The sequence below is a fragment of the Reyranella sp. genome (assembly GCF_965279625.1).
Taxonomy (GTDB): domain Bacteria; phylum Pseudomonadota; class Alphaproteobacteria; order Reyranellales; family Reyranellaceae; genus Reyranella.
In genome coordinates this window covers 2,960,234-2,981,831 of the sequence record NZ_OZ257251.1, presented here as the reverse complement: position 1 = coordinate 2,981,831, position 21,598 = coordinate 2,960,234, and the positions used below count along the sequence as shown (strand labels likewise).

The following is a 21,598-nucleotide window of genomic DNA, read 5'->3' as shown; positions in this document are numbered from 1 at the left end:
GCGTCATTTCAGGAGAGGCAGGACCGCCTCGGGCGGGCGGCCGATCGCGGCGTTATTGCCTTTCACGACGATCGGACGTTGCAGCAGGACGGGGTGCGCGGCGATCGCATCCACGATCTGGGCCTTGGTGAGGTCGGCCTTCCTGAGCTTCAGCGCCTTGAATTCGGCCTCTCCGTCGCGGATCAGCTCGCGCGGATCGCCGCCGACCTGCGCCACCAGCTTCTCGACCTCGGCCTTGCCGGGCGGCTCCTTGAGATACTCGCGGATGGCCGGTTCCACGCCGTTGCTCCGGAGCAGGTCGAGAGTCTGCCGCGACTTGCTGCAGCGCGGATTGTGCCAGATCGTGACGGTCATGCGGTCCTCGTTGGCCGAACCATGGCGAGCCGTTCAGGTTTCGTCCAGAGCGCCCGTCAGTGCATCGGGATCGGCCGCCTCGACGACCTTGCGGGCGAGTGCGTAGGCAAAGCCTGCACGCGCCATCGAGGCGAGGTCGCGCGCCTTGTTGGCCTCGCGGTCCTTCATGCGCCAGGGGCCCAGCCGGCGCCGGCGGGCAAAGGCCAGGGCGGCCTGCATCTCGCGTTCGGCAGGAGCGGTGCCCAGCTCGTCGTCGAGCGCTTCCATGGCCTTGTCCACGTCCTCGCGGCCGACGCCCGCGACCTGCAGGCGCTGGCGCGTCAGCCGGCCCGACAGGCCGCGGCGGTGCAGGGATCGCGCCTTGGTCTGGGCGAAGGCCCTGTCGTCGAGCAGGCCGGCCGATACGAATTTCTGGACGACGGCCTCGATGGCCTCATCGACATTGTCCATCACCGGCGCGTCGAGCAGCCGGGCCTTGGAGACCCGCCGCCGCAACACCCGTCGCAGTCCTTCGGCCGAACTGGCGTACCGCTCGAGATAGAACACGGCGGCGTTCTGGAGATACTTCGCCGTGATCGGAGAGGCGGTGCGCTTCACGGCATCAGCCCCGGAGCGGGATTCCCACCATCGCCTGCAGTTCGTCGATCGCGACTTCCGGATCCCCGACCTTGATGGTGCGCATGCCCAGCGCCCGCGCCGGCTTCAGATTGATGCCGAGATCGTCGAGGTAGATGCAGCGGTCGGGCGGCACGCCCAGCAGGTCGCAGGCATGCTGGTAGATGCGCGGGTCGGGCTTGCGCAGGCCAACTTTGCTCGATTCGACGACATGCTCGAAAAGAGACAGAATCTCGGCCACGGCCTTGGCCTTCTCGGGGCTGCGGGCCATGCCGGGCCCTTCGCCGGCCTTCATGTTGTTGGTGATGCAGGCCACCCGGAACGTCGCCTTGCAGCGCCGCAGCGCCTCCACCATCTGCGGCCGAATGTCGCCGCTTAGTGCCTGCAGAATCTTCCAGCCCTCGACGCGGTAGCCCTGGAGGCGGGCCTCCTCCTCGAACAGATCTACGAAGCCCTGAAGCGAAACTTCGCTTCGTTCCATTTTGGCCCAGGCATTGGTGTCGGGATTGCGCGTGTTCAGCCCCCGGAGGAAATCTTTGGGAAGGCCGGCCTCCGCCTCGTATCGATTGAAGGCATCGAAGGGGCTGGAAAGGATCACGCCGCCGAAGTCCCACAGGACCGCGAGCGGGGTTTTTGCATGGCTCGTATTCATGGTGGTGCGACCGTCTTTACCTTGTTGCTGCCGCAGTCGGCCCTTATCTCACGCCCTCCATAGGCGACCGGTCGAACGTTGACCATCCAAGCCTGAACTCCGGATTAGGAATTTACACATGAGCGAAGCAGCGGTGATGCCGCGCGGCAACGCAGTGGCGGTAGTGGCAGCAGGAACGGACTCGAATGGGACGGCTCGTCCCGATGGCCGCAATCGTCGCGCCGCCGAGACCCGTCGCAAGATCATCGAAGCCGCCAAGATCATGATCACAGAGACCAGCACGGCGCCGACCGTGGTGGCCGTCGCCCGCCGGGCCGACGTGTCGGTCCGCTCGGTTTTCCAGCATTTCGGTGACGTTGAGTCACTTTTCGTGACTGTCATGGACGCCATTGGGCAGGACATCGTGGTCCCCCATCAGGCCTCCAATTCGCGGCCGCTGGCCGAGCGGGTCGCCTCGGTGGTCCAGGGTCTGGCTGAAGTTTTCGACAAGATCGTGCCGCTGCGGGTCGCCGCCGGCCAGTTCGTCGACCATCCGGCGCTGATCGAGCGCGGGCAGGCCTTCAAGCTGGAGCTGCGCAAGTCGACTTTCGAGGCGTTTGCCCCCGAATTCGCCAACCTGGGCGAGCAGGCCCGTGAGGAACTGGCGGACGCGATCGGCGCCGCCCTGTCCCTGGATGCCTGGATCGTGCTGCGTCGCCGGGACAATTTGAGCTTCGAGCGGGCGGCCGCCGTCTGGCGGATGACCCTGACCGCGCTCCTGGCGCATCGTTTCGCCTCGGTTGCGGCGGAATAGCCACTCCCTGCTGGTCGCCGATTGACTTGGCGTTTGGGATCAGAGAGTTAAGAGCCCCATTCAATTGACGAACGCTCGGTAAATGGCGACCAGCCAGCTTCATGAAGATTTTTCGCGCGAAGAGCACGTCAAGGCGGGCTCCGATCGCGGTTTCGGGTTCGTTTTCGCGGGCTTCTTCGGAATCCTGAGCGCGATCAACCTGTGGCGCCACGGCACCGAACACGGTGCCGCCTGGAAGTGGATGCTGCCGCTCGCGGCGGCCTTCCTGCTGGTGGCCCTCGTCTATCCCAAGCTGCTCGGACCGCTGAACCGGCTGTGGCTGAAGTTCGGATTGCTCCTCTACAAGGTGATGAACCCCCTGGTCCTCGGCCTGCTGTTCTTCATCACCATCATGCCGATCGGCTTGGTGATGCGCGCGTTCGGCAAGGATTTCCTGCGGCTGAAGCTCGACCGCAATGCCAAGAGCTACTGGATCGACCGCAGCCCGCCGGGGCCGCCGCCGCAATCGATGAAAAACCAGTTCTGATTCCGAAAGGACCGATCCATGGGCTCCATTATTGTCGAACTCTGGGCCTTCATGCGCGAGCGCAAGAAGTTCTGGCTGCTGCCGATCATGATCATGATGGTGATTTTCGGCGGCCTGATCGTGCTGACCAAGGGCTCGGCGATCGCGCCGTTCATCTACACGCTCTTCTAAAAGGGTAGGGACCTTCCATGCGGGTGCTCGGCATCTCGGCCTTCTATCACGACAGCGCGGCCGCGCTGATCGAGGACGGCCATCTGGTGAGCGCCGCACAGGAAGAGCGCTTCACCCGCAAGAAGCACGATGCGGGCTTCCCGCAGAATGCGGTCCAGTTTTGCCTGGACCGCGCCGGCATCAAGCTTCAGGACGTCGACTACGTCGCCTTCTACGACAAGCCGTTCCTGAAGTTCGAGCGCCTGCTCGAGACCTACCTCGCCTACGCGCCGCGCGGCTTCAATTCCTTCCGTATGGCCATGCCGCTGTGGCTGAAGGAAAAGCTCTTCCAGAAGACGCTGCTGCGCGACGAGATGAAGAAGTGGGAGCCCGACTTCGACTGGCAGAAGCGCCTGCTGTTCGGCGAGCATCACCAGAGCCACGCCGCGTCGGCCTTCTTCCCGTCGCCCTACGAAGAGGCCGCCGTGCTCTGCATGGACGGCGTCGGCGAATGGGCGACGACGTCGCTCGCCATGGGAAGCGGCAACAAGCTCGAGATGCTGCGCGAGATCCACTTCCCGCACTCGATCGGTCTGCTCTATTCGGCCTTCACCTATTACACCGGCTTCAAGGTCAACTCGGGCGAATACAAGGTCATGGGCCTCGCGCCCTACGGCGAGCCCAAGTTCAAGAACCTGATCCTCGACAAGATCGTCGATCTCAAGGAAGACGGCACCTTCCGCCTCGATCAGACCTACTTCGACTATTGCACCGGCCTGCGCATGACGAACGACAAGTTCGGCGCGCTGTTCGGCGGCGCGCGTCGCAATCCCGAAGAGACGCTGACGCAGCACCACATGGATCTCGCGGCGTCCATCCAGGCCGTCACCGAGGAGATCGTGATCCGCCTCGGCCGGTCGGTGAAGAAGGAAACCGGCGTCAAGAACATCTGCCTCGCGGGCGGCGTCGCACTGAACTGCGTCGCCAACGGCAAGCTGCTGCGTGAGAACATCTTCGACGGCATCTGGGTGCAGCCGGCGGCCGGCGATGCCGGCGGCGCGGTCGGCGCGGCCTATGCCGCCTATCACGGCTTCCTCGGCCAGCCGCGCAAGCTGAACGGCCACATGGACGGCATGGCCGGTTCCTATCTCGGCCCGGACTTCACCGACGACGAGATCGCCGAGCGCCTGACGGCCGTCGGCGCCAAGTTCTCGCGCCTGACGCGCGACGAGATGATCGACCAGACCGCGCAGGCCCTGGCCGACGACAAGGCGGTGGGCTGGATGCAGGGCCGCATGGAATTCGGTCCGCGTTCGCTGGGCGCCCGCTCGATCCTGGGTGACGCGCGTTCGCCCTCGATGCAGAAGACGCTGAACCTCAAGGTCAAGTACCGCGAGTCGTTCCGCCCCTTCGCGCCGGCGGTGCTGCGCGAGGACGTCGACAAGTATTTCGAATTCCACACCGACAGCCCCTACATGCTGATGGTGGCGCCGGTCGTCGAGACGCGCCGCCGCAAGATGACGGAAGAGGAAGACAAGCTGTTCGGCATCGAAAAGCTGAACGTGCCGCGCTCCGACATTCCGGCAGTCACGCACGTCGACTATTCGGGCCGCATCCAGACGGTGCATGAGGAAACCAACAAGCCGTTCTACGACCTGATCTCGTCCTTCAAGGCGAAGACGGGCAGCTCGGTGGTGGTGAACACCTCGTTCAACGTGCGCGGCGAGCCGATCGTCTGCACGCCCGAGGATGCGTGGCGCTGCTTCATGGGCAGCGAGATCGAGGTGCTGGTGGTCGGCAACTGCTTCCTGCGCAAGGAAGATCAGGATCCGGCTCTGAAGCTCGACTACAAGAACGCCTTCGAACTCGACTAGCGCGATGGGCGCTTCGTCGATGCGTGCGCCCCTCATGCGAGCCATCGTCTGCGATCGGCTCGGCGATCCCTCCGTTCTCCATATCGAGGAACGTCCGATCCCCGAGGCCGGGCCGGGCGAGATCGTCGTCCGGGTCGGAGCCGCCTCCGTCAATTTCCCGGACGTGCTGACCGTGGCCGGCGGCTACCAGCACAAGCCCGAGCTGCCCTTCGTGCCTGGCATGGAAGGCGCCGGGACAATTCATGCACTCGGCGACGGCGTCACCAGCTGGAAGGTCGGTGACCGCGTGATCTTCGGCGTGCGTCCCGGGGCCTTCGCCGAGTACGTGAAGCTGAAGGCCAGCGGCAATCTCATGCGCCTGCCCGAAGACTGGTCGTTTGCCGAGGGCTCGGGCTTCCGCGTTGCCGCGCAGACGGCCTATCACTCGCTGGTTCATCGCGCGGCGCTGAAGAAGGGCGAGGTTCTGCTGGTCCATGGTGCCTCTGGCGGCGTCGGTTTGGCGGCAGTTCAGTTGGGCAAGCATATCGGCGCGCGCGTGATTGCGACGGGCAGCGACGACGATCGCCTGGCCATCGTGCGGGAGAACGGCGCCGACGAGGTTGTGAACTACCGGACCGGTGACTTCGTCGCCGCCGTCAAGAAGATGACGAACGGCAAGGGCGCCGACGTGATCTACGATCCGGTGGGTGGCGAGGTGCTCGAGAAGTCGGTGCGGGCCGCCGCCTATGGCGCGCGTCTGCTGGTGGTCGGATTCACCTCGGGCGGTCCGAGCAAACTCATGTCGAACCACATCCTGATCAAGGGCCTGTCGGTCCTGGGCGTGCGCGCCGGCGAGACGATCCTGCGCCTCTCGCCCGAACTCGGCCGCGACTATGTCGAGGAACTGCCGCGGCTCGCGTCGCTCGGCGTCATGCGCCCGAACATCTCGCATCGCTTCCCGATGGAACGGGTTGCTGACGCCTTCCGCGTCCTGATCGACCGCAAGGTCGTCGGCAAGGTCGCGATCGAGATGACGCCTTCGGCTTAACTAAGCCCGTCGTCTCGACGACGGGCTTTCAGTTACCGCGCGTAGAAGATCGTCACCTTGCGGTCGATCTCGGAGGCGTTGTCGTTACCGAAGCTCATGTTCCCGAAGGCTTCCGGGTCGGCCACGATGGTGATGTCCTTGGCAGGGTAGCCGTCCCGGATCATCTCGGCGGCGACCGCCTGGGCGCGAGCCCGGGCAAGCTTCTGATTGTAGGCCTTGTCGCCCAGCTTGTCGGTATGGCCGATCAGGCAGATGGCCGAGACCTGGCGGTCCTTCGCGATCTTCACCGCCTGGGCGATCATCGGCTTCTCGGCCGGCGGCAGCTGCGAGCTGTTGAGGGCGAACAGAATGCGGACCGGCTGCGGCTGGCTGCTGCCGCCGCCGCGCGGGCAGGTGCCGATCGTCTGTGCGAAGGACGGTGCCGCGGCGAACAGCGTACCGACGGCGATGAGGACACCGATTTTCTTCATTTGAGCTCTTCCTTGAGGGCCATTTCGACGAAGGGGAGTCGATCGTTGCCGAAGAACATCATGTTGTCCACGAAGCAGGTCGGTGCGCCGAATACGCCGCGCGCGACCGCCTCGTCGGTGGTGGCCTTGAGCCGATCCTTCACGTCCTGATCCTGGAGTCGGGCGCCGAACTTTTCCGGGTCGAGGCCTGCTGCCGACAGCACGGCCACCACTTCCGTCATGTCGTTCAGATTGCGGCCGTCGACCCACATCGCCTTGAAGACCGCCGGGTGATAGCGCTCGAACAAGCCATCGATTTGCGCGGCTGCGGCGCCGCGCATCAGCGCCAGCGTGTTGACCGGGAAGAAGGGATTGCGCTGGAACGGCACGCCGTAGTGCCGGGCCCACAGGGGCATGTCGAAGGCACTCCAGGCGGATTTCTGCGGCAGCTCGGCCGGCGAATGATTGCCGGTCGCCTTGAACACGCCGCCCAGGAGCATCGGCTTGCGGACAAGCGTAGCGCCGGCGCGTTGCGCGATCGCCTCGACCTGGGTGTCGGCGAGGTAGCTGTAGGGACTGCCATAGTCGAAGTAGAATTCCAGCGTACGCGGCATGTGCGTTCCTCCTTGGCTTGCGGGCAAGCCTGCGCTGTGGCCCGCCTTGCGACAAGAGCGTTTGGAGCTGGTGCGCAACGTCCAACAAAAAAGCACGCCGGAGGCTGATACCCTCGGCGTGCTTTGGATGGCCTGGACGGCGAAGAGGCTTACTTGATGTTCACCTGGTGGGTGAACTTGTCGCCGTCGCTGATCGTGACCTGCTGGAAGCCGAGCAGCTTCAGCAGGTCGAAGAAGTTCGCGTCCTCGGCGATCGTGCGCTCCTGGAAGAACGGCGACAGGCGCGACATGGTGGTCATGTTCGCGAGAATCGCGCGCGCGCGAAAGATCGTGCTCATCTCGCCCGGCTGCAGGCCGACGATGATCATCTTGTCGGCCTTCTCGCCCTTCACGAAGACCGAGTAGGGAACGCGATAGGCCGACTGGATCGTGCCCTGCGAGACGACCGTGGCGAACTGCACGCGCTGGGCGCGCTCGGCGCCGGCGATCGTCTGCATCGGCGAAGTGTAGTTCTCGGTCGCCGTCGGCTTCGGATAGTAGTAGCCGACATAGCGATCCTCGTCGGCCTTCGGGGTCGCCGCGGCGGCGGCCGGCTTGGGCTGCTGTTGCTGCGCGAGCGCCGGCACGGCGCCGAAAGCGACAAGGACGGCCAGGCTGGCTGCGAACCGATTGATCATGAGTGTTTCCCCAAAGTCTGGTGCTGGAGTGGCGACGGGCTAAAACAACGTATAGCCGCCATCGATAACGAAGTCGCGTCCAGTCGTATAGCCGGTCGCACCGCTCGCCAGATAGACGGCGAGCGGGCCGAAATCCGCGCCGCTGCCCCACCGACGGGCCGGAATGCGCGGCAGGACGTTGCCGGCGAACTTCGGGTTGGCCACGGCATTGGCCGTCATCTCGGTCTCGATCCAGCCCGGCAGGATCGAATTCACCGTGATCTTGTAGCGCGCGAGCTCGACGGCCAGCGCGCGCACCATGGCCGTGACGCCGCCCTTGCTGGCGCCGTAGTGGCTGGAGCGCGCAGCACCTTCGATGGCCGCCGTGCTGGCCATCGCCACCAGCGAACCGCCCTGGCCGCGTTCGACCATGTGCTTGGCGGCTGCACGGAATGTGAAGAAAACGCCGTCGAGATTGATCTGCAGGACGCGCCGCCACTCGGCGTAGTCCATCTCGAGGATCGAGCCCTTGCCGCGTCCCGAGACGCCGGCATTGGCGACGCAGTTGTCGACATGGCCCATCACCTTCACCGTCTCGGCGAAGGCCGCCTCGACCTGCTTCTCGTCGCCGACATCGACGATCTGGGCGTGGACCTTGCCGCCATGCTTCTTGAGCTGCTCGACGGCCGCGTCGTTCTTCTCCTTGCGCGTGCCCCAGATGCAGACGCCGGCGCCCGCCTGGGCCATCGCGTCGGCCATGCCGAGGCCGATGCCGCCGTTGCCGCCGGTTACCAGCGCCACCTTGCCCGTCAGATCGAAGCCCTTGTAGGCCATGCGTCTCTCCCAAACGAAAACCGGGCGGGATCAAACCCCGCCCGGTCCGTAGCGTCAATCTGACGAGAGGTCAGTTCAGCCGGTCCGTTTCGACCAGCACAATCTCGGCATCCTCCAGCGCGACGATTTCGATCTCGTCCTGGTCGACGACGGCCACGCCGTCGCGGGCATTCGCGGTCACGACCTTGCCGTCGCTGCTGCGGACTTCGATCTTGCCCTTGGCGGGCACGAGATAGGTCGGCTTGCCGTTCAGGTTCTGGCGGATCGACTGGCCCGCCTTCACCGTGCCGGCCATCAGCGAGCCGTCGGCATAGAGCGGGATCGCCCCGTCGTCGCCGCGCCCGGACGCCAGCGGCACCAGCCTGCCGTCGCGCGCGTCGGCGGGGAACTGCACCGTCTCCCAACGCGCCGGCACGCCCTGCTTGTTGGGAATGATCCAGATCTGGAACAGCTCGGTCTCGGCCTGCTCCATGTTGTACTCGGCGTGCTGGATGCCGTTGCCCGCGCTCATTACCTGGATCTGGCCCGCCTCGGTCCGCCCCTCGTTGCCGAGATGGTCCTTGTGCGTGATCGCGCCCTTGATGACGTAGGTCACGATTTCCATGTCGCGGTGAGGATGCGGCGGGAAGCCCGACTGCGGCGCGATGCGGTCGTTGTTCCAGACGCGCAGCGCTCCCCAGTGGACGCGGTCCTGGTTGCGGTAGTCGGCGAAGCTGAAGTGGAAGTTCGCCTTGAGCCAGCCGTGGTCCGACTTGCCCAATTTATCGAAGGGTCTGAGCTCGATCATGGTGTTCTCCTTGCTGCTCCCAAAAATGGCGCAACAAGCAGGGGGATCAAGTTTCTGGTTGGTAACGGTGGGCCGAGCGGAGCTCAGCCCCAGGAGCGGCAGGACATTGCCTTGGGCAATGTCCGAGAGCGTCGAAGGAAGAACGATCACCGGAATTCCCTGACCCCTCCGCCCCTACGGGGCACCTCCCCATTTGAATGGGGAGGCGACCTTAACGAGGGCGCCGAATCGGATCGGTGCCGTCCCAGTCCTGGGCGCGCTTGCGGACGTACTCGAAGAAGCGGCCCTTGTTGCCGCTGATGTCGGAAATCTCGACGACGGTGCCGGCATGGGGATCGGCCGGGGCGCCGGTGTCGAAGTAGGCGAAGCGGCCGCGCTCGCCGCCGATCTGGCCTTCGTGGCCGAGCTTATAGCCCTGGCCGATCGCCCGGTCGTACAGCGACTGGTAGTCGGTCGACCAGAAGGCCACGTGCTGCAGGCCCTCGCGGCCGGCGTCGAGGAACTCCTTGTACATAGACGGCCCGTCGTTGCGTTGCTGGATCAGCTCGATCTGCAGGTCGCCGGCATTGGCCAGCGCAATGCTCATCTCGACGGCGGAGTCCTGGCCGCGATGGCGGAACCAGTCGGTCTGCACGCGCTCGATGTAGAACCACGGCCCGACCTGCAGCACGTCGATCCAGTGCTTCATCGCGGCTTCGATGTCGCGCACGACATAGCCGTTCTGGCGGATCGGTCCGAACAGCCGGCTCATTCGGCGGCCACTCGTTCGTGTCCGGCCGCTTTACCGAACACGAATCCTCTGTAGCCATCGGCCACGATCTCCTTGCAGGTCGTGCGGTAGCCCTCGCCGATATACGGCATGAATACGCGCGGCTTGCCGGGAATGTTGACGCCCAGGTACCAGGAGTTGGCCTTGGGAAAGAGGGTGCGGTCCGCGACCTCGGCGACATGTGCGCCCCAGGCGGTTTGGGCCTCGCCGTCGGGCTCGATCGTGCCGAGGTTGTGCTGGCGCATGTGCGTCAGGCACTCGGCAATCCAGTCGACGTGATACTCGCAATTGGTGATGACGTTGCCGATCACCGACGGGCTGCCCGGACCGGTGATGGTGAAGAGGTTGGGAAAGCCCTTCACGGTCAGGCCGAGGTAGGTCTGGGGCCCTTCCGACCAGGCGTCCTTGAGGGGGACGCCCTCCCGACCACGGATGTCGACCGCGAGCAGGGCCCCGGTCACCGCGTCGAAGCCGGTGGCGAAGACCAGCGCGTCGAGTTCGAAGTGTCGCGACGCCGAGTCGACGGCGTGCGCCGTGATCTTTTCGATCGGTTCGTCGCGCAGGTTCACCAGTTCGACGTTCGAGCGGTTGTAGGTGTCGAAATAGTCTGTATCGACGCACAGGCGCTTCACGCCGAACGGATAGCCGGAGGGTGAAAGAGTCTCTGCGGTCTTCGGATCCTTCACCGTCTCGCGGATCTTCTGGCGCACGAAGTCGGCGCAGACCTCGTTGACGTCGGGATGGACCAGGATGTTGGGGAAGGCCTTCAGGAAGCCGCCACTGCCGCCTTCCTGCCAGAGCTGTTCGTAACGCGCCCACTGCACGTCGCGCGGCGGCACCTCCGCCGTGAAGGCCGTCGGCGGCACGCGGCCGAAGTCGGATTGCTCGAGGCTGGCGAGATAGGTTTCCAGGCCGTCGTCGAAGCTCCTGTGGTCCGCGTCGGTCAGCGGACGGTTGCGCGCCGGCACCGAGAAGTTGGGTGTGCGCTGGAACACGACGAGCTGTTCGGCGTCCTGCGCGATCATCGGGATCACCTGCACCCCGGACGATCCGGTGCCGATGATGCCGACCTTCTTGCCCGCGAAGTCGACGGGTTCCTGCGGCCAGCGCGCGGTGTGGTAGATGGCGCCCTGGAAGTCGGCGACGCCGGGAATGTCGGGCGTGTTGGGCACCGACAGGCCGCCGGTCGCCATGACGACGAAGCGGGCATGCAGGCGGTCGCCTCGATCGGTCTCGACGATCCAGCGCCCGGTCTTCTCGTCGAAGGTCGCGCCGGCGACCCTTGTGTCGAACTGGATCAGCTTGCGCAGGTCGAGCCGGTCGGCGGCGAACCGGGCGTAGCTCAGGATTTCCTCCTGGCCGGCATACCGGTTGGTCCAGCGCCATTCTCGGCGCAGCTCCGGCGACCAGCTGTAGGAATAGAACAGGCTCGGCACGTCGCAGCGCGCGCCGGGATAGCGGTTCCAGTACCAGGTGCCGCCGACATCCGGCGCCGCCTCGATCCCACGCACGGAAAATCCACAGGCGCGCAATTTGTGCAGGGCGTAGAGGCCGCCGAAGCCGGCGCCCACCACGACGACATCGCACTCGCTGTCGGCCTCGTTCGTACTCGCGCGCTCCGCGATGGAAGCCTCCATGGTCGTGACACTCCGCAAATGGAAACGTTTCCAATTTAACCTTGCAAGCAGCGACATAGATGTCAAATATGTGCGCTCGTATGGCAGAAATCGTTTCCAGAGCGACCATTCGAGACGTGGCCCGGACGGCCGGCGTGTCGGTTGGGTCGGTGTCGCGGGCGCTCAACGGCGGCAAGAACGTCAGCGCCAGGGTCGCGCGCGACGTCGCCGCGGCGGCGGAGAAACTCGGCTACCAACCGGATTTCCTGGCGCGCAGCCTGCGGACGCGCACCACCGGCATGGTGGGCTGCCTGGTTTCCGACCTCGCCAATCCGCTCTACGCCAGCATCGTGCAAGCGGCGGAGTCGCGTCTGCGCGACGCCGGCCTGCTGATGATCGTCGGAAACACGGCCAACGACCCCGCGCGGGAGCGGGCGATGGTCGCGGCGTTCCGCAGCCGCCGCCTCGACGGCATGCTAGTCGCGCCCGGCAGCGACGAGAACGACCGGGCATGGCGCGAGCTCGCGGCCGGCGGCGCTCCCATCGTCATCCTCGACCGCGACGTGCCGCAGGAAGAGGGTGCGTCCTGGCCCGCCGTGCTGGTCGATCATCGCGAGGGCGCGCGGACGGCGACGCGCTATCTGATCGGACTGGGGCATCGCCGCATCGCGCTGCTGACGCCGGGCGCGCGCATGCGGCCGGGACGTGAGCGCATCGCGGGCTTCAAGGCGGCGTTCGCCGAAGCCGATATCGATCCGGCGGGCGCCGAGGTCTGCCTTCAGGAATCGTCTATGGACTTCGCGCAGGGCGATGCGCTCGCTTTGTTGCGCCGTGATCAACGCCCGACCGCGATCATCGCGCTCGGCACCCGCATCCTGGCCGGTGCGCTGCGCGCCGCCCGCGACCTCGGGCTTTCCATCCCCGCAGACTTGTCGGTGATTGCCGTCGGCGACACCGATCTCGCCGCCGTGCACACGCCGGCGATCACCGCACTGCGCTGGAGCCTGGAAGATGTCGGCCGGGCGGCCGCCGAGCTGCTGCTGCAACGGTTGCGGGGCACGGGGGAGGGGCAGTCGCGGGCGTTGCTGCCGGTCGATCTCGTGCTGCGCGAATCATGCGGGCCGCCGACGTCGAAGTAATCAAGAACCACGTGGAGGAAAGAATGAAGATGTTCCGGAGGGCATTCGCCCTGGCTCTGGCCTTGGGCGTGACAACGCCCGCATTCGCGCAGACGGGCGACGCCAAGTGGCCGACCAAGCCGATCCGCATGATCGTGCCGTTCGCCGCGGGCGGCGGCACCGACCTGGTGGCGCGCGCGCTGGCGGAGAAGCTCGGCACGGCGCTCGGCCAGACCGTGGTCGTCGACAACAAGCCCGGTGCCTCGGGCATCATCGCGATGGAAGCGGCCCAGAAGGCGCCGGCGGACGGCTACACGCTGGTCCTCGGCTCGGCCAGCACCGTCGTCGTCAATCCGGCGGTCCTGCCCGACCTGCCTTACGATCCGGTGAAGGACTTCGAGCATCTGGCCGATATCGGCTCTGCCACGGTCGTGATGGTGGCCAGCCCCGACTATCCGGTGAAGGACCTGCGCGACGTGATCGCGCTGGCCAAGGCCAAGCCCGGCGAAGTGAACTACGGGACCTGGGGCAACGGCTCGACCGGCCATCTCTGCGCCGAGATCATCCGCGCCGGCACCGGCATCAACATGACCCACGTGCCCTACAAGGGCGCGGCGCCGGTGCTGAACGACGTGGCGGCCGGCCACATCAAGCTCGGCTTCTCCGACGTGCAGTCGGCGGTGCCGATGGTCAAGTCGGGCAAGGTCAAGGTCGTGGTGTCGTGCACGCGCCGGTCGATCAATTTCCCCGACGTGCCGGGCTTCGTCGAGCAGGGCGTCGATTTCGACTTCGTCTGGCGCTACGACCTGATGGCGCCGATCAACACGCCCAAGCCGATCGTCCAGCGCCTCCATGCCGAGCTGATGAAGATCCTGGCGATGCCCGACATCAAGGAGCGCTGGGCCGAGTTCGGGATGACCGCCTCGACGATCAGCCCCGACGATCTCAAGGCGCAGACGGCCAAGGACATCGCGGCCCTGCGCAAGATTGCGCAGCAGGCGAACATCAAGCCATGAACCCCGTCAAGCAGGCTGCCGTCGTCACCGGCGCGGCCAGCGGCCTCGGCCGCGCCATCGCGCATCGTTTCGCGCGCGAAGGCATCCGGGTCGCGCTGTGGGATGTCGATCTTGCCGGCGCACAACGCGCCGCCGGGGAGATCGGCGCGCTCGCCACGCCGTTCGCCGTCGACATCACCGATACGGGTGCGGTGAAAGCGGCCTGGTCGGCGACCAGGGCGGCGCTCGGCACGCCGTCAATCCTGGTCAACAGCGCCGGTATCCTCGGCCCCTCGGCCGGAATCGCTTTGTATCCCGAGGCACAGTGGCACCGGGTGCTCGACATCAATCTCAACGGCACGTTCCGCTGCTGCCAGGCTGCGGTGCCCGACATGGTGGCGAGCGGCTATGGCCGCATCGTCAACATCGCCTCGATCGCCGGCAAGGACGGCAACCCGAACGTCGCGGCCTATGTCGCCTCCAAGGCCGCCGTCATCGCTCTCACCAAGTCGATGGGCAAGGAACTCGCGACGTCGGGCGTGCTGGTGAATGCGATCACGCCCTCGGCGTCCGAGACGGCGATCTTCGGTGAACTCACCGACGAACGGCGCGCCAAGCTGCTGGCCAACGTGCCGATGGCCCGCATGGTTCGTCCGGAAGAGGTCGCGGAGCTGGCCTACTGGCTGGCGTCGCCGGGCTGTTCCTTCTCGACCGGCGCGGTCTTCGACATTTCGGGTGGCCGGGCGACGTATTGAGGAAGCGTTTGGTCGTTCGTTCTTAGGCGCTCTCGGACATTGCCGAGGGCTTGGCGGCTTGTAACCAAGCCGCGGCCTGACGCTTAACAGCTAAGCTGAGCTTCGCTCAGCTTAGCGACCCTCGCGCCACCAGGCGCTGGCGATGGCCATCAGGAAGGCGAGCGCCACCAGGATGCCGGGCAGCAGCGGCAGCTGGTTGATGCCGGCGACCGTGTAGCCCTCGTTGCGGCGAAGTCCGATCCAGTCCGAGCCACCGGCGGCGCGGCCGGGGCGGACGGTGCGGATGTCCGGGTCCGACTGGTCGGCCAGCCACATCAGGGCGCCGCCCGTGCCGTCGACCAGCGGCTTGAGCTTCGCGTCGGTCGCGCGGACGTCGGAGAATTCCAGCGGATCGGGGCTGCCGACAGCGGCGACGGTGCGGAGCGTGCCGTCATCGAAGCGATAGAGGCCGGGCTTGTCGACATCGACCACGGCGAGGCCGAGGCCCGGCGCGGTCTGGCGCAGGTCCAAGGTGCGCGTGGCGCCGCCCGGCGAGGTCATGGTGACCTGCGGGAACGTGGCGGCCAGCGTGCGGCGCGTGATCTCGATGCGGCCGCCGACGGCGGTGGCGCGCAGCGCCTCCTCCTCGAGATCGGGCTCCTTCATCAGCCAGTGCGCGATGCGGCGGACCAGCTCGGGCTGCGGCCCGCCGCCGTCGATGCCGCGATTCCACAGCCACAGGTGATCGGACAGGAGCTGCGCCACACGGCCTTCGCCGACACGGTCGAGGATCACCAGCGGCTTCTCCTCGGCGCCGGCCAGCACGGCGTTGCCGCGTTCGGTGCGCGAGGTGACCAGGCGGAACCAGCGGCCCCACTCCGGCTCCTTGTTGGGATCACCGGCCTGCGGCAGGTTCGCCGTCACCGGATGGCGCTGGCCGATCTCGGTGACCTTGGGCTTGAAGCCGGTCTCGACCACGTCGCCGGTCGGGGCGCCGGGCAGGATGGCGCCGAGCGGCGTGCGATAGAGCGAGCGCTGCGTCGCGAACACCGGTCCGACCGAAACGAGCAGCGCGCCGCCGCCCTTCACGTATTCGGTGATGTTGCGGAAATAGTCGCGCGTGATCAGGTTTCCCGACTCGTAGCGGTCGAAGATGATCAGGTCGAATTCCTTCAGCTTCTGCTCGAACAGCTCGCGCATCGGGAAGACGATCAGCGAGAGTTCGCGCACCGGCGTGAAGTCGTCCTTCTGCGGCGTGCGCAGGATGGTGAAGTGCACGAGATCGACCGCGGGGTCGCTCTTCAGCAGGTTCCGCCACGCCCGCTCGCCCTGGTATGGCTCGCCGGAAACCAGCAGCACGCGCAGCCGGTCGCGCACGCCGTTGATGGTGAAGAGCGCGCGGTTGTTGTCGAGGGTGAGCTCGCTCGTGCCGGGGCCGACTTCCAGCTCGACGACGTTGGCGCCCGGATTGCCGACGGTGATCGGCAGTTCGACAGAACGGCCGACGGGGACATCGATGCGCTTCACGACCTCGCCGCCGACCGACAGCGTCACCGGCGCGGCGCCGCCTGCGGGATCCTCGATCCGGAACTTGGTCGTCACTTCGCGGCCGACCACGCCGAAGCGCGGCGACTGTTCGAGCACGATCAGCCGGTCACGCTCGTTCTTCTTGCCGGCGATCAGCGCATGCACGGGCGCGCCGCCCAGTTCCGGCGGCACGCCGGCCGGCACGTCATGGACTTGGCCGTCGCTCAGCAGGACCACGCCCGCCAGCCGTTCCTGCGGAATCTCGATCAGCGCCGAGCGCATCGCGTCGATCAGGCGCGTGCCGCCCGGGCGCTCGCTGCCGAGCTGGATCTGCGACGGCGGCAGCACCACCTCGCGCACTTCGAGCCCGTCCTGCTGGCCGAGCTTGCGCTTCAGCGTCTCGCGCGCGGTCTGGACCTGCTGGCGCCGCTCGCCGATCGCCATGGAATCGCTGTCGTCGACGACCACCAGCGCCACGTCGGCGATGGGCTTGCGCTGCTCCTCGATCAGCGAGGGATTGGCCAGTGCCGCCAGCACGACGACGAGCGAACCCATCCGCCAGATCGTGCCGCGCGCCCCGGCGCGCAGGCCGAGCAGCACCAGCACGAGGCCGATCGCGCCCAGCACGGCGAGCACCGTCCACGGCAGCAGCGGATCGAAGGCGACCGAGACGGCCGATGTCATGTTCATCGCCTCAACCTCTGCATGATGTCCTGCAGGTGAACCTGGTCGTCCTTGTAGTTGCCTGTCAGCGCATGCATCACGAGGTTGACGCCGAAACGATAAGACATCTCGCGCTGCGTCTCGCCTCCCGGCGTCACCGGCATCAGACCGCGGCCCCGCTGGTCGACGGCCCAGGCGCCGGCATAGTCGTTCGAGCCGATCAGGATGGTCGTCACGCCGTCATTGACGCGGCCGGTCCCCGACTCGATCCAGAGCTTTCCGCCCTGCCAGCGGCCGGGCATGTCCGACAGAAGATAGAAGGACTTGCTCAACACATGGTCGGGCGGCATGGCGACCAGCGGCGGTGTCTCGACGCCGGCCAGCAGGCGCTTGAGGTCGGGGTTGCCGCCGGCCGGACGGTCGAAGCTCATCTGCTGGTCACGCGTGTCGATGAAGATGATGCCGCCGGTCCGCAGGTAGCGGTCGAGCGCGGCCTGCGCGCGCGGTGACAGAGCCGGCTGGGTCGAGGTCACGGGCCAGTAGATCAGCGGATAGAGCCGTGGCTCGTCGCGTTCGAGGTCGAGGCCGACCGGATCGGCGGGCTCGACCGAGGTGCGGGCGCGCAGGATCTCGCTCAGGCCTTCGAGACCCGCCTTGCTGATATCGTCGACTTCCTTGTCGCCGGTGATGATGTAGGCGAGGCGAATGTCGAGCGAGCCCTTGAGCGCCTGCTCGTCGGTGAGCGGAGGCGGTCCGGGCTTGGCCGGCGGCGTTGCCGCGGTGCCGGGACGCTGGGGGGCTGCAGGGGGCTGCTGCGCCTGAGCGTCCGGCGAGCCGGTGAAGACGAGAGCGGCGAGGAGCAGCGCCGCCGGAGCCGCGCGTCCGAACCGGATCGCCTTCGGCAGCAGGCCGCGCAGCCACAGCGAGATCAGCAGGTCGGCCAGCAGCAGCACGAGCGCGGCCAGAAGGAACCATTTCGACAGGTCGGTTTCGCCGGCCTCGGAGAGCCGGTCGGACGCCACGCCGCTCGGCAGAACCAGCGGCTTGGGTGCGGCGATCCGACCGCCGATGTTGAAGGCCACCTGGGCGTTCTCGTCGCCATAGAGGCCCGGCGGGGAGGTTGGCTTGGGCTGGAAGGTTTCAGCGGCATCGGCCGGCAGGATCTGGATGCCGGCAGGCGGTGCGCCGAGGCGGCCGAAGCCGTCGAGCGTACGCCACGGCTTCAGCGCCTTGTTGACGCCATCGCCGGCGACGCCGCGCGACAGCGTGACCAGGCGTTGCAGCATGTTCACGAACAGGCCCGACAGCGACAGGTTGCTCCAGCCGGTGTTCGCGGTGGTGTGGATCAGCACGAGATAGCCCTGGCCGCGCTTCTCGGCGGTGACCAGCGGCGTGCCATCGGCGAGACGGGCCCAGGTCTTGTCGGCGAGGTCGGGCGTCGGCTCGGCCAGTACCTGCTGGGAAATGCGGACGTCCTTCGGGATCGGGATGCCGAGGAAGGGGCTGTTGGACGGGAACTCGGCCAGCGCGCTGGGTTGGCCCCAGCTCATGATGCCGCCCAGTGCGCGGTCACCCAGGCGCAGCTTCGTCGGCACGAGCGTGTCGGCTCCGGCGGCGAGGTTGGGACCGGCAAAGCGCACGGCAATGCCGCCGCGCTCGATCCACTTCGAGATCTCCTCGCGGTCGTTGGCGGACGGGGCGGAACCGTCGGGGATCAGCAGTACGGCGGTGTTGCGCGTTAGCACCGATTCGCGATCGCCGATGCTCAGGCTCACATAGGGATCCAGCGCGCGTTCGAGGAAGTAGATCTCCTGCAGCAGTGGCTGATTGCCCGCGGTGGCGCGCTCGCCGAGGATCGCCACCGGACGGCGGCGATGGCGCTCGTCGAGCAGGATCGTGCTGCCGGCGCCGCCCTGGGCCTCGATGTCGAGGCGGGCCATGCGGTTGCGCAGTTCGGCCGGGATGGAAAGCATGCCTTCGCCCTGGGTGGCGGTCGCGGCGAAGTCGAGGTCGATGCGGGCCACGACGCGGCCCTGTTCGTCCGAGGCCTGGACCGCGGCCTTGCGCGGACCGTCGGCGACGGGACGCAGCGCCCGCACCTTGAGGTCGCGGCCCTCGGCGGCCGGCGGCAGAAGCAGCAACGGCGTCGTCGCCTGATCGGGCAGCAGCACCTGCAGCCCGTCGAAGCGGCGCAGGCGCTCGGCGAGGCGCGTCGCGCCCTCGTCTTCGAGGCCGTCGCTCAACCACACGGCATAGGCGCCAGCGTCGACCTGCATCTGGTCGATGGCGGTCGCCGCCGCCGTGCGATCGGTCGGCCAGGGCTTGGGGCGGAAGGCGCGGAGCAGAGTGCGCGCCTCGTCGGGACGCATGGCGCCGCGGCGAACGGCGGGCGCATCGAGCGGCGCCGGCGCGGTGCCGACCAGCACGACCGGGCGATTGGCGCGTTCGGCGCGCTGGATGAGGCGCTCGGCATGGGCGGTGCGCGTCGCCCAGCCCGGCGCGCTCGACCAGCCATCGTCGATCACCAGCAGAAGCGGTCCGCGGCCCGGCAGGTCGGCCTGCGGATTCAACAGCGGCCGGGCGACCGCCAGGATCAGCGCCGTCGCCAGCAGGAGCCGCAGCAGCAGCAGCCACCACGGCATCTTCATCGGAGTCTGCTCGGGCGGCTCCAGCCCGACCAGCAGCCGAATCGCCGGGAAGCGCACGAGCTTCGGCAGCGGCGGGATCAGCCGCAGCAGGAAATAGATCGCCGGCAGGGCCACCAGCAGGGCCAGCATGCCGGGGGCAGCGAAGGCGAACGCGCCGAGACTCAGCATGTCATCAGGCCGCGTTCAGCCGGCCGAGATTGGCCATGGCGAGATAGAGCGACAGAAGCACGGTCTGTGGCGAGCGATCGGTGCGATGCAGATGCACCGTCCAGTTGGCCGGTCGCGTCAGGCGCTGCAGGCCTTCCTTCTGCGCGGCGAGGCGGGCGCCATAGGCGGCCCGCACGGCTTCGACGCGACGGACCGTGTGCTGGCCTTCGGACTCAAGACCCTCGAACTTCACATGGCCGTCGAACGGCAGCTCTTCCTCGGCGGGATCGAGCACCTGCACGAGATGGCCGCGCACGCCGACGCTGGCATAGTACCGGATGATCTCCTCGATCTTCTCGAGCGGATCGAGCCAGTCGGACACGAGAACGACCGTGCCATGGGCCGGCAGCGGCACCATAGGCGGCAGGCTGGCAGGCGTGCGGCTGGTGTCGCGGCTCTCGTCCAGCAGGGTCTCGGCGACGCGACGGACGGCCACGCGGCCGGAGGCGGGACGCATGCCGCCCCCTAAGACGGCGACGCGCTCGCCGGCATCGGCCAGCAGGCTCGCCACCGCGAGGGTGATCAGCTCGGCGCGCAGCGCCTTGGTGTCGGCGTTCTTGAGCGAGGCGTATTGCATGGAAGGCGAGGCGTCGCGCCACAGCCAGATGCTGGCGGCGGCCTCCCATTCGGTCTCGCGTACGAACAGGTGGCGGCTGCGCGCACTCTGGCGCCAGTCGATCTGGCTCGCGCTGTCACCGTCGCGATAGGGCCGGTACTGCCAGAAGGCATCGCCCTGGCCGACGCGGCGACGGCCGTGCACGCCCTGGATGACGGTCGCGGCCACGCGATCGGCGGCCACCATGAGGGCGGGCAGCGTGCCGGCGAGTTCGAGCGATCGATGAAGGGTTGAAGGCGCAGCCATGAACACCCGCAGTGCAATGCCTAGGCCAGAAGATTACCCAAGGCGGGCGCACATCTGGGCGATGACGGACTCGACGGTTACGCCTTCGGCGCGGGCAGAGAAGTTGACGGCCATGCGGTGACGCAGGATCGGACCGGCCAGCGCCACGACGTCGTCGACCGACGGCGCAAGGCGGCCCTGGATGATCGCCCGGGCGCGGCAGGCCAGCATAAAGGCCTGGCTGGCGCGCGGGCCGGGGCCCCAGGCGACGCGCTGGCGCACGACATCGAGATCGGTGTGCTCGGGACGGCCGGCGCGCACCAGCTTCAGGATGGCGTCGACCACGCTCTCGCCGATCGGCAGGCGACGGACCAGGGCCTGTGCTGCCATCAGGTCGCCGGGTGAAAGGGCCTGCGTGGCCACGGCCTGCTCGGCGCCGGTGGTGCCGATCATGATCTGGCGTTCGGCCGCCTCGTCGGGGTAGCCGACATCGACCTGCAGCAGGAAGCGGTCGAGCTGCGCTTCGGGCAGGGGATAGGTGCCTTCCTGTTCGAGCGGGTTCTGGGTTGCCAGTACATGGAAGGGCGTCGGCAGATCGTAGCGCTTGCCGGCCACCGTTACATGCCGCTCCTGCATCGACTGCAGCAGTGCAGACTGGGTACGCGGGCTGGCGCGGTTGATTTCGTCGGCCATCAGCAGCTGGGCGAAGACCGGACCCTGCAGGAAGCGGAAGGAGCGGCGGCCGCCTTCACCTTCCTCGAGAATCTCCGAGCCCAGGATGTCGGCCGGCATCAGGTCGGGCGTGAACTGGATTCGCTTGGATTCCATGCCGAGCACCACGCCCAGCGTGTCGACCAGCTTGGTCTTGGCGAGACCCGGAACGCCGATCAGCAGTAGGTGGCCGCCCGACAGGAGAGCAACCAGCGTTTGATCGATCACGTCCTGCTGGCCATATATGACCTTGCCGATGGAGGTACGGGCGGCGCGAAGTTGGCCGCCCAGCCTCTCGATGTCGGCGAGGGCGGCCTGCGCGTCGGCGTCGGTAGCAGTCGATGTATCGGGGGCCACCAGGGCGCTCCTGTCGTCGAGGGAATATGTTTGAGGGAAGCCCAGAATTGAGGCCGGAACAAGGGCATGAGGGTTGACGAA

General features: G+C 67.0%; 22 protein-coding genes. 8 read left to right on the top strand and 14 right to left on the bottom strand.

Translation table 11 applies throughout. From position 1 onward, the window contains the following. Positions 1-3 precede the first annotated feature (3 nt). Genes arsC through ACQY78_RS14530 form a run of 3 tightly spaced genes read right to left on the bottom strand, consistent with a single transcriptional unit; the run spans position 4 to position 1,621 of the window. On the bottom strand, positions 4-354 hold the full coding sequence (gene arsC, locus ACQY78_RS14540; protein WP_428676192.1) for an arsenate reductase (glutaredoxin): 351 nt from the start codon (positions 352-354) through the stop codon (positions 4-6). 33 nt (positions 355-387) lie between these two features. After that, positions 388-951, bottom strand: a complete 564-nt coding sequence (locus tag ACQY78_RS14535) for a regulatory protein RecX (RefSeq protein WP_428676190.1) — start codon at positions 949-951, stop codon at positions 388-390. Positions 952-955: 4 nt separating this feature from the next. Continuing rightward, complete coding sequence (locus ACQY78_RS14530) at positions 956-1,621, bottom strand: HAD-IA family hydrolase (RefSeq protein ID WP_428676188.1); 666 nt, start codon at positions 1,619-1,621, stop codon at positions 956-958. A 118-nt stretch (positions 1,622-1,739) separates the two neighbouring features. On the opposite strand from ACQY78_RS14530, the gene ACQY78_RS14525 reads away from it, so the two are divergent. From ACQY78_RS14525 to ACQY78_RS14505, 5 genes are all read left to right on the top strand, one after another. Next, a complete protein-coding gene (locus ACQY78_RS14525; RefSeq protein WP_428676186.1) occupies positions 1,740-2,414 on the top strand; it encodes a TetR/AcrR family transcriptional regulator in 675 nt (224 codons plus the stop codon). Between the two features lie 82 nt (positions 2,415-2,496). Further along, a complete protein-coding gene (locus ACQY78_RS14520) occupies positions 2,497-2,940 on the top strand; it encodes an SxtJ family membrane protein (protein WP_428676184.1) in 444 nt (147 codons plus the stop codon). Between the two features lie 18 nt (positions 2,941-2,958). After that, positions 2,959-3,111, top strand: a complete 153-nt coding sequence (locus ACQY78_RS14515; protein WP_296379768.1) for a DUF5989 family protein — start codon at positions 2,959-2,961, stop codon at positions 3,109-3,111. 17 nt (positions 3,112-3,128) lie between these two features. Further along, the gene (locus tag ACQY78_RS14510; RefSeq protein ID WP_428676182.1) at positions 3,129-4,964 is read left to right on the top strand and encodes a carbamoyltransferase family protein; all 1,836 of its coding nucleotides are present in this window, start codon (positions 3,129-3,131) and stop codon (positions 4,962-4,964) included. 19 nt (positions 4,965-4,983) lie between these two features. Then, entirely contained in the window at positions 4,984-5,991 is a 1,008-nt protein-coding gene (locus ACQY78_RS14505) for an NADPH:quinone oxidoreductase family protein (protein WP_428676180.1), read from the top strand. A gap of 32 nt (positions 5,992-6,023) precedes the next feature. Here ACQY78_RS14505 and ACQY78_RS14500 read toward each other — a convergent pair whose 3' ends face one another. From ACQY78_RS14500 to ACQY78_RS14470, 7 genes are all read right to left on the bottom strand, one after another. Then, on the bottom strand, positions 6,024-6,461 hold the full coding sequence (locus tag ACQY78_RS14500) for an OmpA family protein (RefSeq protein WP_428676178.1): 438 nt from the start codon (positions 6,459-6,461) through the stop codon (positions 6,024-6,026). Continuing rightward, positions 6,458-7,054: a 2-hydroxychromene-2-carboxylate isomerase gene (locus ACQY78_RS14495; protein ID WP_428676176.1), complete on the bottom strand. Its 597-nt coding sequence runs from the start codon at positions 7,052-7,054 to the stop codon at positions 6,458-6,460. Before ACQY78_RS14495 ends, ACQY78_RS14500 begins: the two co-directional genes overlap by 4 nt. A gap of 149 nt (positions 7,055-7,203) precedes the next feature. Continuing rightward, positions 7,204-7,731 carry a hypothetical protein gene (locus ACQY78_RS14490; protein WP_428676175.1) on the bottom strand — a complete coding sequence of 176 codons (528 nt, stop codon included), beginning with the start codon at positions 7,729-7,731 and terminating at the stop codon, positions 7,204-7,206. A 39-nt stretch (positions 7,732-7,770) separates the two neighbouring features. Further along, positions 7,771-8,544, bottom strand: a complete 774-nt coding sequence (locus ACQY78_RS14485; RefSeq protein ID WP_428676173.1) for an SDR family NAD(P)-dependent oxidoreductase — start codon at positions 8,542-8,544, stop codon at positions 7,771-7,773. Positions 8,545-8,614: 70 nt separating this feature from the next. After that, on the bottom strand, positions 8,615-9,331 hold the full coding sequence (locus ACQY78_RS14480; RefSeq protein ID WP_428676171.1) for a pirin family protein: 717 nt from the start codon (positions 9,329-9,331) through the stop codon (positions 8,615-8,617). A gap of 211 nt (positions 9,332-9,542) precedes the next feature. Then, entirely contained in the window at positions 9,543-10,082 is a 540-nt protein-coding gene (locus tag ACQY78_RS14475) for a VOC family protein (protein WP_428676169.1), read from the bottom strand. Beyond that, positions 10,079-11,737 (bottom strand): flavin-containing monooxygenase, encoded by a 1,659-nt coding sequence (locus ACQY78_RS14470; RefSeq protein ID WP_428676167.1) that lies wholly within the window; start codon positions 11,735-11,737, stop codon positions 10,079-10,081. Before ACQY78_RS14470 ends, ACQY78_RS14475 begins: the two co-directional genes overlap by 4 nt. A 116-nt stretch (positions 11,738-11,853) precedes the next feature. Here ACQY78_RS14470 and ACQY78_RS14465 point away from each other — a divergent pair, with 116 nt between their 5' ends. Genes ACQY78_RS14465 through ACQY78_RS14455 form a run of 3 tightly spaced genes read left to right on the top strand, consistent with a single transcriptional unit; the run spans position 11,854 to position 14,584 of the window. Then, a complete protein-coding gene (locus tag ACQY78_RS14465; RefSeq protein WP_428676165.1) occupies positions 11,854-12,855 on the top strand; it encodes a LacI family DNA-binding transcriptional regulator in 1,002 nt (333 codons plus the stop codon). A 23-nt stretch (positions 12,856-12,878) separates the two neighbouring features. Further along, positions 12,879-13,850: a Bug family tripartite tricarboxylate transporter substrate binding protein gene (locus ACQY78_RS14460; RefSeq protein WP_428676163.1), complete on the top strand. Its 972-nt coding sequence runs from the start codon at positions 12,879-12,881 to the stop codon at positions 13,848-13,850. Then, positions 13,847-14,584 carry an SDR family NAD(P)-dependent oxidoreductase gene (locus tag ACQY78_RS14455; protein ID WP_428676161.1) on the top strand — a complete coding sequence of 246 codons (738 nt, stop codon included), beginning with the start codon at positions 13,847-13,849 and terminating at the stop codon, positions 14,582-14,584. Before ACQY78_RS14460 ends, ACQY78_RS14455 begins: the two co-directional genes overlap by 4 nt. A 111-nt stretch (positions 14,585-14,695) precedes the next feature. Here ACQY78_RS14455 and ACQY78_RS14450 read toward each other — a convergent pair whose 3' ends face one another. From ACQY78_RS14450 to ACQY78_RS14435, 4 genes are read right to left on the bottom strand one after another with little or no spacing between them, the layout of a single operon-like run. Beyond that, complete coding sequence (locus ACQY78_RS14450) at positions 14,696-16,780, bottom strand: hypothetical protein (protein WP_428676159.1); 2,085 nt, start codon at positions 16,778-16,780, stop codon at positions 14,696-14,698. After that, on the bottom strand, positions 16,777-19,569 hold the full coding sequence (locus tag ACQY78_RS14445; protein ID WP_428676157.1) for a DUF4159 domain-containing protein: 2,793 nt from the start codon (positions 19,567-19,569) through the stop codon (positions 16,777-16,779). The genes ACQY78_RS14450 and ACQY78_RS14445 overlap by 4 nt, the downstream gene beginning before the upstream one ends. 4 nt (positions 19,570-19,573) lie before the next feature. Beyond that, positions 19,574-20,470, bottom strand: coding sequence for a DUF58 domain-containing protein (locus ACQY78_RS14440; protein WP_428676155.1), 897 nt, complete (start codon positions 20,468-20,470; stop codon positions 19,574-19,576). A gap of 33 nt (positions 20,471-20,503) precedes the next feature. Next, entirely contained in the window at positions 20,504-21,517 is a 1,014-nt protein-coding gene (locus tag ACQY78_RS14435) for an AAA family ATPase (RefSeq protein WP_428676153.1), read from the bottom strand. Between the last annotated feature and the right edge of the window lie 81 nt (positions 21,518-21,598).

Excerpts from the sequence above, each read along its gene's own strand:
- arsC (WP_428676192.1), bottom strand. The coding sequence starts at position 354 with ATGACCGTCACGATCTGGCACAATCCGCGCTGCAGCAAGTCGCGGCAG.
- ACQY78_RS14530 (WP_428676188.1), bottom strand. The coding sequence starts at position 1,621 with ATGAATACGAGCCATGCAAAAACCCCGCTCGCGGTCCTGTGGGACTTC.
- ACQY78_RS14525 (WP_428676186.1), top strand. The coding sequence starts at position 1,740 with ATGAGCGAAGCAGCGGTGATGCCGCGCGGCAACGCAGTGGCGGTAGTG.
- ACQY78_RS14520 (WP_428676184.1), top strand. The coding sequence starts at position 2,497 with ATGGCGACCAGCCAGCTTCATGAAGATTTTTCGCGCGAAGAGCACGTC.
- ACQY78_RS14515 (WP_296379768.1), top strand. The coding sequence starts at position 2,959 with ATGGGCTCCATTATTGTCGAACTCTGGGCCTTCATGCGCGAGCGCAAG.
- ACQY78_RS14510 (WP_428676182.1), top strand. The coding sequence starts at position 3,129 with ATGCGGGTGCTCGGCATCTCGGCCTTCTATCACGACAGCGCGGCCGCG.
- ACQY78_RS14505 (WP_428676180.1), top strand. The coding sequence starts at position 4,984 with ATGCGTGCGCCCCTCATGCGAGCCATCGTCTGCGATCGGCTCGGCGAT.
- ACQY78_RS14500 (WP_428676178.1), bottom strand. The coding sequence starts at position 6,461 with ATGAAGAAAATCGGTGTCCTCATCGCCGTCGGTACGCTGTTCGCCGCG.
- ACQY78_RS14495 (WP_428676176.1), bottom strand. The coding sequence starts at position 7,054 with ATGCCGCGTACGCTGGAATTCTACTTCGACTATGGCAGTCCCTACAGC.
- ACQY78_RS14490 (WP_428676175.1), bottom strand. The coding sequence starts at position 7,731 with ATGATCAATCGGTTCGCAGCCAGCCTGGCCGTCCTTGTCGCTTTCGGC.
- ACQY78_RS14485 (WP_428676173.1), bottom strand. The coding sequence starts at position 8,544 with ATGGCCTACAAGGGCTTCGATCTGACGGGCAAGGTGGCGCTGGTAACC.
- ACQY78_RS14480 (WP_428676171.1), bottom strand. The coding sequence starts at position 9,331 with ATGATCGAGCTCAGACCCTTCGATAAATTGGGCAAGTCGGACCACGGC.
- ACQY78_RS14475 (WP_428676169.1), bottom strand. The coding sequence starts at position 10,082 with ATGAGCCGGCTGTTCGGACCGATCCGCCAGAACGGCTATGTCGTGCGC.
- ACQY78_RS14470 (WP_428676167.1), bottom strand. The coding sequence starts at position 11,737 with ATGGAGGCTTCCATCGCGGAGCGCGCGAGTACGAACGAGGCCGACAGC.
- ACQY78_RS14460 (WP_428676163.1), top strand. The coding sequence starts at position 12,879 with ATGAAGATGTTCCGGAGGGCATTCGCCCTGGCTCTGGCCTTGGGCGTG.
- ACQY78_RS14455 (WP_428676161.1), top strand. The coding sequence starts at position 13,847 with ATGAACCCCGTCAAGCAGGCTGCCGTCGTCACCGGCGCGGCCAGCGGC.
- ACQY78_RS14450 (WP_428676159.1), bottom strand. The coding sequence starts at position 16,780 with ATGAACATGACATCGGCCGTCTCGGTCGCCTTCGATCCGCTGCTGCCG.
- ACQY78_RS14445 (WP_428676157.1), bottom strand. The coding sequence starts at position 19,569 with ATGCTGAGTCTCGGCGCGTTCGCCTTCGCTGCCCCCGGCATGCTGGCC.
- ACQY78_RS14440 (WP_428676155.1), bottom strand. The coding sequence starts at position 20,470 with ATGGCTGCGCCTTCAACCCTTCATCGATCGCTCGAACTCGCCGGCACG.